The sequence below is a fragment of the Bartonella sp. DB5-6 genome (assembly GCF_000278115.1).
GTDB classification, from domain to species: Bacteria; Pseudomonadota; Alphaproteobacteria; order Rhizobiales; family Rhizobiaceae; genus Bartonella; species Bartonella refiksaydamii.
In genome coordinates this window covers 81,022-93,573 of sequence record NZ_JH725120.1, presented here as the reverse complement: position 1 = coordinate 93,573, position 12,552 = coordinate 81,022, and the positions used below count along the sequence as shown (strand labels likewise).

Genomic DNA, 12,552 nt, shown 5'->3' with positions numbered 1-12,552 from the left:
ACTGGTCAGAGTTTTCTTGCTAAGACAATTCAAAAGGCAAAAATTTAACTCTATAAGTAAATTGAGCTGTTTTATTGCTGAAAAGCGATATGTTTGTGTGCAGAAAAAGGGTACAATTCGGGGAAGGATAACCAAAAGAAAAGCACTTTAATTACGCTATTTTTTTATAGTTCATAATAAGTTCGCTGAAATGTTTAAAGAGGTAGTAACTATCTTGTGGTCCGGGAGAAGCTTCAGGGTGATATTGAACAGAAAAAATTGGTTTTCCAATGATACGAATGCCACAGTTTGAACCATCAAAGAGGGAAATATGTGTTTCTTGAACATGGTGTGGTAAAGATGTAGCATCTACGGCAAAACCATGATTCATTGATACAATTTCGACTTTTCCTGTGTTAAGATCTTTGACAGGGTGGTTGGCTCCATGGTGTCCTTGATGCATTTTTACGGTTTTTGCGCCCATAGTAAGAGCGAGAAGTTGATGACCAAGACATATACCGAAAAGTGGTAAATTATGATCAATCAATGTTTTGATAGTTGGGATGGCATATTGGGCTGTAGCGGCTGGATCACCGGGGCCGTTGGAAAGAAAAATACCATCAGGGTTCATTGATAAAATTTCTTCTGCATTTGTGTGTGCAGGCACAACAGTAATGCGTGCATCCTGCGTAGCCATAAGACGAAGAATGTTACGCTTAATGCCATAGTCGATTGCAATGATATGAAGATTGTGTACACTATTTTCACTATATCCTTTATTCCATACCCATGGTTTTTCATTCCATTGCCTTAATGATTTTGATGTGACCTCTTTTGTAAGATCGAGATTGATGAGACCGAGCCATTTTTGTGCACGCTTCTTCAAAGAAGGGATATCAAAATTTCCCTGAGGATCATGCGCAATGATGGCATTTTGTGCACCTTTTTCACGGATAAGAATTGTCAACGCACGCGTATCAATACCGCAAAGTGCAATAATTTTACGTGCTTTAAGCCATTGATTAAGGTTTTCATTCGCTCGGTAGTTAGAGGGATTCGTAATATCTGCTTTAAAAATAGCGCCAACAGCACCATGACAATTCAAGGGTGTGAGATCTTCAATATCTTCGTTGTTTGTGCCTACATTTCCTATATGAGGAAAAGTGAAATTAATGATTTGTTGCGTATATGATGGGTCTGTAAGAATTTCCTCATAGCCTGTTATGGCGGTGTTGAAACACACTTCAGCTTCGGCAATACCCGTAGCACCTGCTCCTTTACCTTCAACGATTGTTCCATTGGCTAATACTAAGAGGGCTGTAGGTTTGCTTACACTCCATGGTTCGCAAGATGGGGTAATTTGTGTCATAGTGTGTGCCCACAATGTTATTTTCTGAAAGGTATAATGATCAACGCTACACAAAAGCACAACTATAACAGATGCTATGTATATTGTTCTTACAATGTTTCGCTTAAGGCAAGAAGTATAGGTCTATTCCATAAAGAGGTAAAGTCCTGTTTTTGGATTTTCAAAAATATAGTGTTCATTATTCTGTATCGTGCATAGTAAAATGTGTAAGGAATGATGAAAAACTGTTTTTTGTTTGAACAAATTGGGGCAATCTGTGTTGCGTGCTCAAATTGATATGGTACTCAAAACTGCTTTAAAGATGCAAGATAGCGCGCGTTTTTTTACACTTTTTTAATGTATGCTGCGGTTAAGGATCGTGGCACTCTTTGTTTTGATGAAGAGAAGCTAGAAGTGTAGTATCATCAGATACAGTCTATTTTCATTAGAATACTTCAACAGCATGAGGAGATAACGCTCATTTATAAAGAACTTGGTTGTTTAGCTCTGATAGGGGAATAGTCGGAAATGGAAGTTATTCGTGAATCTCTTTCCTTATCAGTTTTATGAGAAGAAAGTTAAGCAGGCTTTTCGGAACAAACAAAAGCTGAAAGATTACGTGATATCGGTCAGCTTATAACATGGCTCAAGGAATGTTACGCGGGGCAAATAGTTTTTTCTAAAGTTTGTAGTAGCTTTCGTGAAAAATTGAGATAAACCGTATCCATTTGCTAAAGATATCTGAAAGTTATTTTTTACCAGTAGCTTGCTCAGAGCAGAGAGAGTACGAAGACAATAGTAGTAGTACTCTTATTTCATAAAAGTTAGCACGAAAGAATATTTTTTTGAGATAAATAAGTCGGTATTTTAACTTTTCTAAAAAAGATTTATAGTTTTCAATCCAGACAAGCTTTTTGAGAAAATAAGGTTGTTAAGAAAAAGCTGCCTTAAAATTTTTGTAGGAGCATGTCGTTGCTTTTTTTGATGTTCCAAAGTATTCATTATTGAGTGCTACCGTCTTTTCAAGAATGATTACTATTCTACAGGTAATTTAAATGAGATGATTTTGTTATCATGGAGCGCAGCTTCAAAGTATAAAGGAAAGTTTGTGTTATATTTGAAGGGTTGTAATGAAAAGAAACTCTCATTTGTAATATGCTGTTGAGGTAATCTTGAAAAATTTATTTTCTCACCCCGAAAAGGTATATAAGAATCAATTTGTTTCTTATATTGGAAGGAGTATGGCCTCTTTCATTTATGCGGAGTTTGTTGTGTAAAGCGGTGAAGCTGTTAAAAATAGCTCGGTTAGCAACAATGGTTTTCCTGTTAAACGCAAACGAGAACGACGTGCCCACAATGCACCTTGTTGGCCCATGTGGATGTAATCACGTGTCAATCTACCACTGTTAAATAAATAGTGCCCTAATGGTACAGCGCCCAAATGCATGAGTGCTTGATTGTGTGCGAATAGGGTTTCTTGGGGGATTACAGTACGCCCAAGAAGCCAAGGCTGATCATCTCCCATCAGTATGACTTCGCGTAGCCAATAACGTGCACTCTTGGGAAGATGTTCTGCTTCTTCTTGCAGTTTGTTATGTGTAATAAAACATTCACGCTGGGGTTCGATACGTAAGTGAGTACAGTGGTTTTGTAATCGGAGTGTCATTGAGCCCGTTTCCATGAGCCAATCACGGACGTTTTCTGGTACTGGAGGATTTTGGTCAGAAAGCCACTTTAAAGGTGGCAAGATGGAATCTCTAGGATCAGACATCATTCACTCTACATCCAAAATCGCATCCCGTATACTGTGCCAGATGATATAAGTAGATATCTCTATTGTAATGCGGGAATGCAAAGTCAGCAAGATTTTAAATGAGAGCGTGTACAAAGAAATTTACTGTAGAGGTAATTAAAAAATGGTATGCAAAAATACATCATGGGTTGATTTTGCATTAGAAAAGATCAAAATCATTAGAAGGTAAAAATAATGTACAGCGATTTAAATCAAGCTCTTTCATACAATGTGTTCTGAAATTTTCTTGATAGCAATGGAGCATGGAGTAAAGCGTTTCGTACTTTAAAATTTGTTTGTGATGCACATAAAAAGAGATGAAGAGTTTACTTATGCGAGAAGGCTTAAAGAAGAAATATGAGAAGTAGGGGAGAGCTTATTTAATAGTTTAGAAAATGGAGGGATACTCAAACTATGTAAACTTAGATGTAAAGGTGGTAGAATTATTTATAATACAGAAACTCATTTAAATGATTTAGAAAGGGTGAAAATGAAACAAATAACGAGCTATGAAATAGCTCCTATAATTAAAGATAAAAATGATAAAATATGTTATTATTCTCTTATATCTACTGTATCAGTACAAGAAGAGTGCATTTTAAAAAGTTAAAATTATTATATTTTTGAAAGTATTAGGTATGTAAAAGCTGAGCCACAAAATTAGTAAGATTATGTAAAACAATTTTCAGAGATCATGATGAGAGTAGAATAGATTATGTCTTATAAGTGGTGTTTCAAGATCTAATTCCTACTTTGATTTTTCGGGATTAAGTAATCATGAAAACAACGTCGCCATCTTTGCCGGTATAAATAGATTGCAGACATTGGTAGGAGGCGGTAAGTTATGAAAATCTTTGTCGTTTTTAGTGTTAACGATGGAAGGATGGAGATGCAAAAAAATCGTGATTTAAATATCTTACCATCCTCCCACAACAGTTTATAATATTCAAGGCTATGGTGGAAATATTTTAACAGTTTCATTTAGCACCAAAGATGTTTTAAAAAATGAATAAGTCTCCTACGATCTAACTTTTCGTCCTATCCATATGAGAATGCAAGCTCCTATAAAACCTGAAATAAGATAGCCAAGCCAACCAGCAAAGCTCACACCTAAAAGGCCAAAAAGAAAGCTGGCTAATGCGGCTCCAATAATTCCTAAAATAATGTTTAGAAACACTCCCGTTTGGCTTTTCATAAGATATTGTGCAGCTAAGCCTGCAAGTCCGCCGATGATAATAGCTGCAATCCAGCCGATGTTTGCGTCTTCCATGATACTCTCCTTTGCCTGTTTTAATTAGGGTAAGCTTTGTAAAGGTCAAGCCTTGCTTTTTGCTCGAACGGAGGATATTGCTGGTGGAACTTTGCTACTTTTTACTTCAATGATTTTCAACTAACACAAACACTCTATGCGTGGAGCATTATTTTATAAAATCACAAATACACACGACTTATTCTATATATCAAAAATTGTTAAAGTTAGCAACCATTTTATGTAAGAAAAATAGTAGCTATAAAATTATTATTAGAGAATTAAAAGTATATTTATTACAAAGTCCTATAAAAATCTTTAAAAAATAAACTTATATTAATAATGTAACAAGTAAACTTTACAATACAGTGTAAATGTTGTTTGATATGATGTTGAAAAACTTTTTTTTAACTCTTTGAAAAATGTTTGTGTAGATTGAATCTGTAAGACATTAGTATAATCGTTGCAATTCGACTGATATTTGCATTCATCATAGTATACTTCTTACTTTGATGATGCTGTAGAGTGGTACACGTTTTATAAGGATATTTGACCAAGACATCCGAATATTTAAAACCTCATGGTTGATGTGGTTTATTCATTGATCAAGTTTTCTTTAAGTCAAGATTTGGCTGTTTGTTGTTCAGTAGGATTACACAAGCGGGAACTTTGAAGAAGTCCCTGTGCTTCTAAAATTGGGTAGATCATTGAGGTTAAAAGGGAATTAATCTGTTTCAAATCGCGCACAGTGTCAAGGTGAAGGCTGGACGATTCTACGTTTTTGAGATCACTTTCACGAAGGCGTTTAAAATGTTTTAAGCTCATTTCTTTTTCTAAATTTCGGAGCTGATCTTTTTTCTGCACCAATAAGTGCGCAGTGTGTGTATCACGCGAAACAAGAACATTAAATGCGATGTGTGCATTGGCTAGGACAATAGCGTGGAAACGAAGGAGGTCACTCCATCCGTCACTGCTGAATTGTAGTCCTTTTTGTTGTTTCTTTTTTACCAGCATAAGCATATTATGAATAATGATATCTCCTGCTTGATCCAATTTTATACAGGCACCGAGAAGTTCTTGTGTTTGAAGGGCTTCTTCATCAGACAATTTCTGTCCAGCTAATCGTGCGAGATACAGTTTGATTGCAATATGCTTTTTATCCAATATGGTGTTCAGTTGGTTAAGCTCTCGGATGATATCGGGATCAGGTTTTTCATAAAGTCCCATAATTTTTTCTAGCATGATATCCACAAGATCACAAATATGGATGACTTCGCGCATGACATTAGAAAGTGCTAAAGTTGGGCGATCAAGAACGCTATCATCAAGAGCTGTTTGATCAGATAAATTAAGCGTTTTATCGGTTTGCGTTTTTTTTGTACTTACATAGACGAGTTTCGTGGTCAGTTTTAAAATCCATTTTGAGAGTGGTATTCCAGCAAGCAGAATGAAAACGTTAAAAATGATATGGGCATTGATAACTTGAGTAGAGGCATTATTGCCAAGCCATGTGATTGGTGGTTGAAAGAAGAGAAAGAAGATAAGGACAAGGATTGAACCAGCTCCACGCATGAGTAAATTTCCCAAAGGAACGAGGCGGGTATTAGGAGAAGCGTTGCGTGTTAGAAGCGGTGCTATAAGAGAAGAACCAAAGTTGACGCCAAGAACCATTACAACACATAGTTGAGCGTGGATAAGATCATAATTGGCGAAATTGACCAGCAAAATTATTCCTGCAATAGATGAGTGCAAGAGGTAAGTTAATGCGGCTGCTAACAAAAAAGTAGACACGGAATCTGTTGAAAGATAATCAATAATGCTAGGTAGAATCGCGCTGTCTCGTAAAGGCTCAGTGGCTGTGCTTATCATTTGTAAAGACAAAATCAAAAGGCCAATACCGATGACAATGCGTCCTATTTGACGCCAATCACGTTTTTCAGTTGTCATGAAGATAAAAGTGCCAATTAAGAGGCAAAGTGGCACAACGATAGTGAGGTCATAGGAAAGAATTTTAACAACTAATGCTGATCCTAATTCTCCACCACGCACTGCCATAAGTCCTGTTAATCGAGAGACAACACCGGACTCAACAAAAGAGCCAACAAGGAGTGTTATTGCTGTAGAGCTTTGTAAAATCATTGCTGTAAAAAGTCCAAAACTTACAGCAAAAAATGGTTTCGAAATGACGTGACGCATTTTGTATTTAAGTTTGTCACCATAGGCACGTTCAACCCCTGTGCGTACCATGCGTGTGGCCCAAAGAAGTAAAGAAATAGCACCTGCAAGATGAAGGAGCACCAACGAACCGTTCATGATACTTTTTCTTTCTTTGTTGTTATGAATACGGTTGATTCAAAAATTGACTAATTGAAATTTATAGTTTTACTTTGCTTTTGCTTTTAATACATGATTAAAATCGTAGCCGCTTGGATTTTGAAAAATCTTTAGACCAAAGCTAGGAAGAATGGAATAAAGGTGGTCAAAAATATCAGCTTGAATTTGTTCATATTCTAGCCAAACGGTTGTATTAGTAAAGCAGTATATTTCTAAGGGTAGACCATTTGGTGTAGGAGGTAATTGTCGCGTCATCAGGGTCATGTTTTGTTCGATGCTTAGATGTTGTTGTAGATAAGCGCAGACATAAGCACGGAAAGTTCCAATATTGGTTAAACGGCGGGTATTGGCTAATACATCATGATTTTTATCTAATTGAGCGTTCCATTCATTAATTTCAGGTATTTTTTGCGTGAAATAATTTTCTAACAAATTAAATCGAGAAAGATATTCTTTTTCTTCTTCTGTGTGAAAACGGATGCTTGATTGGTCAATGAAGAGGGATCGTTTGATACGCCGTCCACCAGATTCTTCCATTCCACGCCAATTCTTAAAAGGGTCAGTCACCAGTTTACGGATAGGCACGGTAGTGATTGTTTTATCGAAATTTTGAACTTTTACGGTATGAAGTGCAATTTCAATAACATCACCATCTGCACCAAGATTGGGTATTTCAATCCAATCACCGACACGGACCATATCGGTGGATGAAATTTGGATGCCTGCAACAAGGGAAAGCAGCGTGTCTTGAAAAATCAACATAAGGACAGCGGCCATAGCACCAAGTCCGGAGAAAAGAATAAGAGGCGAGCGGTCAATCAATGTGGCTATCATTAAAACTGTGGCGACAGCAAAAAGTGCAATTTTAGCGATTTGAATGTAACCTTTTATTGGTTTTAGTCGCGCTGTTGGCCGTTGTTCGTAAATGATATTAATGACATTGAGAAGAGCGGAAATTGTTAGTGCAATAACAAAAATAATGAACGCGTTAGCAACATTGCTTATAATAGTGCTGAGTGTATCAGGCAATGTTGGGATAAAATCAACACCTATTGAAAGAATATAAGCTGAAACAATATTCGCCATGTACTGAATGGTGTTTCCTATATCGGTGGTTGTGTTCTTGGGTAGGAAAGCAGCGAGCTTTTTTACTCCATGAATGAATAATTTGCGTGCTAAGAAGTTAACTAAAAGCACAACAAAGATAAGAATAATGAGCCAACCAAGAGTCTTTAACCACGGATGTTGAACAATGAACTCTATCACTTTTTTTACTCTCCATTTCTAAAATTATATGCAGTCGAACCTTTAAAATTTTTCAATCGCTTAAAAGGAAGTATTGGAATTATGCTCTAAAGTCGTTAAATATGCAAAAAAGAATTTCAAAACTCTGTGAGAGATAATGCGTTTTCCGCCTGATTTCCTTGATGAGCTCCGCACCAAATTACCAATTTCGACAGTTATTGGTCAAAGGGTCATCTTTGACCCTCGGAAAAGTAAGCCTTCGCGAGGAGACTTTTGGTGTTGTTGTCCATTTCATGGTGAAAAAACACCAAGTTTTCATTGTGATGATCGTAAAGGTCGTTATTATTGTTTTGGCTGTGGTGTAAGTGGTGATATTTTTACTTTTCTGTGTGAGCTTGATGGATTGCACTTTTCAGAAAGTGTAGAGCGTTTGGCTGATTTTGCGGGGATAAAATTACCCCTTTTTGATCCACAAAGCCATAAACGTCAAATTGAAAAGGCTGATCTTTATGACGTTATGAGAATAGCTACGGATTTTTTTCAACACAGTTTACACAGTAAAGAAGGTATGCAGGCGCGTCGTTATCTTGAAGCGCGTGGTGTTACGCCAAAACTTGTAGAGCGTTTTCGGATTGGTTTTGCTTCCATGAGGCGTACAGCTTTGAGAGAAGCTTTAAGTGCGCGCGGTGTTTCAATAAAACAAATGGAAGATTGTGGACTTCTAAAAGTGGGTGAAAATGATACGGTTTTCTATGATCGATTTAGAAATCGTATTATGTTTCCTATTGAAGACTTACGTGGTCGTGTAGTGGCTTTTGGAGGGCGTGCATTAGATAAAGATACGCCGGCTAAATATCTCAATAGCCCTGAAACAGTGCTATTTCATAAAGGAAATATGCTTTATAATGCAGCAGCAGCTCGCAAAAATAGCCGCTTCGTTGGTGATGAAAAAATCCATTCACTCCTAGTTGTTGAGGGGTATATGGATGTGATTGCGTTGACTAAAGCTGGTTTTGAAAGAGCGGTAGCCCCTTTAGGGACGGCATTAACTGAAGCGCAAATTGCGCTTTTATGGCAGATGGGGACTGATCCCATTTTGTGTTTTGATGGAGATAACGCTGGTTTAAAAGCTGCCTTTCGTGTTGCTGATCGTGTGCTGCCCCTTTTAAAAGCAGGGGTTTCTGTGCGCTTTGTTTTGTTACCACAAGGTAAAGATCCAGATGAAATTATTTCTACTGGTGGTGCACAACTTTTTTCTTCTTTTTTGCAAAAAGCAATCCCGTTGATTGAGCTTTTGTGGTGGCATGCTACTCATGGAAAGAATTTTGAAACTCCGGAGGAACGAGCAACGTTAGAAAAACAACTGAAACAGCAAATTTTTACGATTAAGGATGAAGGTATACGCCGTTATTATTTGCAAGATATAAAAAAAAGACTTTTTGATTTTTTTCGTCCTTCATTTTCTAAAAAAAAAGTTGCTGGACAATATTATCAACCTTCTCAAAACAGGATATTTAAAGATCAATCTTTTTCTATTTTGGCAAATTCTGATATAGTGCGCAATTCTTCGCAATCTATTCCTGTGCGTGAGGCTGTTATTTTATTGATTTTAGCTTACTATCCTGAGTTATGGTATGAAAATTTTGAAGTTCTTGCTGAGTTGGAATTACAAAACACTCAATTGGTGTGCTTTCATCGATCCATGTTGGAAATTCTTGGGAATCAGCAACTTCATGATAAGGAGACAATGATTGCACTTTTAGAAGGAAAAGGGCAAAAGGCTCTCTTAGAGCGTATGAAATGTCTTGTGCAAAATATTGGTATGCGTACTGTTTTTGTCGGAGCTCCTATAGAAGATGCTCGTGCTGTATTAAAACAGGCCATCTACTTGCATCTTCAAGAACACCACCTACATAAGAGACTACAAGATATTGAAGAACAACTCGTAGAAAATCCTAATAGCGAGGTCTTCGTTTTGCTCCGTGAGATAAAAAGTGAGCTGGAGCAGATGCAAGCGGTAGAAGCGTTAATTGAAGGATTTGGAAGTTGGTTGGATGAAAAAATAGATAAGAATAAGCGAGATACGATAAAATGATTCGCTTTTTTTATGCGAATCAGTCACCTAAGGCTTAAGATAAGGAAGTTTATGTAGAGCGACATTTTTACAAAGAATGACGATTGGATTTTTGAAAAAGCGGGAAAGTGGTTCTTATTGTATGCTGCGGGGATTATCTCAGAAAATCTGAGAGGTGTCAGGGAAACTTCTGGAGTTTTCCCGCGTTTTTGTGTGAAAGAAGGGCGTGTACGGAATGTATCCTTTCCGATAGCAATAGTAATCTTCTCTCAGAGGAAGTATATATGAGGAATTGTTGATCCGTTAGGTGAGAAACACAAAAAAGTTGATCACGTAGAAGCTGCGTAGTGATCAAGTGGAGTTATGGTATGGCAACAAAGGTTGAACAGAAAGATAATGTAGAAGCAATAAGCCAAGCGAGTTTGGATAATCCTCTTCTTGATTTTTCTGATGATGCCATCAAAAAAATGGTTAAACTTGCCAAAAAAAATGGTTATGTGACAATGGATGAGCTGAATGCAGTTCTTCCTTCCGATGAGGTTACATCCGAACAAATTGAAGATATCTTGGCGATGTTCTCCGAGATGGGGATTAATGTCGTGGATGATGAAGATGAAGTCGAGTCTGTACGTTATGAAGAAGAGGTTGCGGTAGAGGGTGGTGATTTAGTAGAGGCTTCTAGCCATGCGATTGCAACGACAACTAATAAGCGTGAGGTAACAGATCGCACTGATGATCCTGTGCGTATGTATTTACGTGAGATGGGAGCTGTTGAACTGCTTTCGCGGGAAGGTGAAATTGCCATTGCTAAACGTATTGAGGCAGGGCGTGAGACAATGATCGCGGGACTTTGTGAGAGTCCTTTGACTTTTCAGGCTCTCATTATTTGGCGTGAGGAATTGAAAGAGCAGCGTATTCTTCTTCGTGAAATTATTGATCTTGAAATGACCTATGCTGGTCCAGAAGCCAAGCAAGCTCCACTTGTTGAGCGAAGTGAAATTGATACGATAAAAGAGGAAAAGACGTCTTCAGGCACGCGTAATATGGAGGGGATTATAGGCGATAGAAGTGCTGAAGATGATGAAGAAGACGAGGATGAGGTTAACTTATCACTTGCTGCAATGGAAAACGAACTATGTCCTCAAGTCATGGAAACATTAGATTTTATTGCTCAAACCTATGTAAAATTGCGAAAATTACAAGATCAGCACGTTGAGAGTAGTTTGGCAGAGCGTAAAGAAGGTGCTCTTTCACCTGCTCAGAGAAAAAAATACATTCAATTAAAGAGCGAGTTGATTCAAGCAGTGAAATCTCTCTCTTTGAATCAAAATCGTATCGAAGCTTTAGTTGAACAGCTTTACGATATCAATAAGAGATTGATTCATAATGAAGGTAAGTTGAAACGGATCGCCAACAGTTATGGCATTGGTCATGAGGATTTTTTAAAAGAATACCAAGGTCGTGAATTGGATGCAGATTGGATGAATTATATTGCGACTTTGCCAAGTCCTGGCTGGCAAGAATTTTCAATGCGTGAAGCAAAAGAAATTCAACGTTTGCGTAGCGAAATACAAAATCTTGCTCAAGAAACTGCTATTTCGATTGGAGAATTTCGTCGGATTGTTACGCAGGTGCAGAAAGGTGAACGCGAATCAACGATTGCTAAAAAGGAAATGGTGGAAGCTAATCTGCGTCTTGTGATTTCAATTGCAAAAAAATATACTAATCGTGGGCTGCAGTTTCTTGATCTTATCCAAGAAGGCAACATCGGTTTGATGAAAGCCGTGGATAAGTTTGAGTATCGGCGTGGGTACAAATTTTCAACTTATGCAACGTGGTGGATTCGTCAGGCAATTACACGTTCAATTGCTGATCAGGCACGTACTATTCGTATTCCTGTGCATATGATTGAAACAATTAATAAAATTGTTCGTACATCCCGCCAGATTTTACATGAAATTGGACGTGAACCCACACCAGAAGAATTATCTAGCAAGCTTTCTATGCCGTTAGAAAAAGTGCGAAAGGTCCTTAAAATTGCAAAAGAACCTATTTCGCTTGAGACGCCTGTTGGTGATGAAGATGATTCCCATTTGGGTGATTTTATTGAGGACAGGAATGCATTATTGCCGATTGATGCAGCTATTCAAGCTAATTTGCGGGAGACAACGACTCGCGTACTTGCTTCATTAACGCCACGTGAAGAGCGTGTTTTGCGAATGCGTTTTGGTATAGGGATGAATACTGATCATACGCTGGAGGAAGTTGGTCAACAATTTTCAGTCACGCGGGAGCGTATCCGTCAAATTGAAGCAAAGGCACTTCGTAAATTGAAGCATCCGAGCCGTTCACGCAAATTGCGTAGTTTTCTCGATTCTTAAATAAGAGGATTTGTACATTTTCAAAGATGCCTCTTTTTTTGATGCATGTGAGGGAAAGACATATTATGTAGTTCTTAAGAGCTTTTTTGAGAAAATTGCAAAGCAGGTGTTGAATTCTATATAGAATCTGCACTGTTCGGTGTTTCTCTT

Annotated in this window: 7 protein-coding genes; 2 read left to right on the top strand and 5 right to left on the bottom strand. The window is 37.7% G+C overall.

Annotated features, from left to right (window positions below; all coding sequences use genetic code 11):
* Window positions 1-151 precede the first annotated feature (151 nt).
* The 5 genes from carA to MCO_RS07085 all read right to left on the bottom strand — a co-directional run bounded on the left by carA (window position 152) and on the right by MCO_RS07085 (window position 7,968).
* On the bottom strand, window positions 152-1,348 hold the full coding sequence (gene carA / locus MCO_RS07105) for a glutamine-hydrolyzing carbamoyl-phosphate synthase small subunit (RefSeq protein ID WP_007553456.1): 1,197 nt from the start codon (window positions 1,346-1,348) through the stop codon (window positions 152-154).
* Between the two features lie 1,234 nt (window positions 1,349-2,582).
* Window positions 2,583-3,101, bottom strand: a complete 519-nt coding sequence (gene ubiC / locus MCO_RS07100) for a chorismate lyase (protein WP_007553455.1) — start codon at window positions 3,099-3,101, stop codon at window positions 2,583-2,585.
* Window positions 3,102-4,137: 1,036 nt separating this feature from the next.
* Complete coding sequence (locus tag MCO_RS07095; protein WP_007553453.1) at window positions 4,138-4,389, bottom strand: GlsB/YeaQ/YmgE family stress response membrane protein; 252 nt, start codon at window positions 4,387-4,389, stop codon at window positions 4,138-4,140.
* A 600-nt stretch (window positions 4,390-4,989) separates the two neighbouring features.
* Window positions 4,990-6,681, bottom strand: coding sequence for a Na/Pi cotransporter family protein (locus tag MCO_RS07090; protein ID WP_007553452.1), 1,692 nt, complete (start codon window positions 6,679-6,681; stop codon window positions 4,990-4,992).
* A 69-nt stretch (window positions 6,682-6,750) separates the two neighbouring features.
* Window positions 6,751-7,968 carry a mechanosensitive ion channel family protein gene (locus MCO_RS07085; protein WP_007553451.1) on the bottom strand — a complete coding sequence of 406 codons (1,218 nt, stop codon included), beginning with the start codon at window positions 7,966-7,968 and terminating at the stop codon, window positions 6,751-6,753.
* Between the two features lie 136 nt (window positions 7,969-8,104).
* On the opposite strand from MCO_RS07085, the gene dnaG reads away from it, so the two are divergent.
* A complete protein-coding gene (gene dnaG, locus MCO_RS07080) occupies window positions 8,105-10,042 on the top strand; it encodes a DNA primase (protein ID WP_007553450.1) in 1,938 nt (645 codons plus the stop codon).
* Between the two features lie 347 nt (window positions 10,043-10,389).
* Entirely contained in the window at window positions 10,390-12,402 is a 2,013-nt protein-coding gene (rpoD, locus tag MCO_RS07075) for an RNA polymerase sigma factor RpoD (RefSeq protein WP_007553449.1), read from the top strand.
* Window positions 12,403-12,552 lie beyond the last annotated feature (150 nt).

Coding starts and splice junctions, on each gene's coding strand:
- rpoD (WP_007553449.1), top strand. CDS start 10,390: ATGGCAACAAAGGTTGAACAGAAAGATAATGTAGAAGCAATAAGCCAA.
- dnaG (WP_007553450.1), top strand. CDS start 8,105: ATGCGTTTTCCGCCTGATTTCCTTGATGAGCTCCGCACCAAATTACCA.
- MCO_RS07090 (WP_007553452.1), bottom strand. CDS start 6,681: ATGAACGGTTCGTTGGTGCTCCTTCATCTTGCAGGTGCTATTTCTTTA.
- ubiC (WP_007553455.1), bottom strand. CDS start 3,101: ATGATGTCTGATCCTAGAGATTCCATCTTGCCACCTTTAAAGTGGCTT.
- carA (WP_007553456.1), bottom strand. CDS start 1,348: ATGACACAAATTACCCCATCTTGCGAACCATGGAGTGTAAGCAAACCT.
- MCO_RS07095 (WP_007553453.1), bottom strand. CDS start 4,389: ATGGAAGACGCAAACATCGGCTGGATTGCAGCTATTATCATCGGCGGA.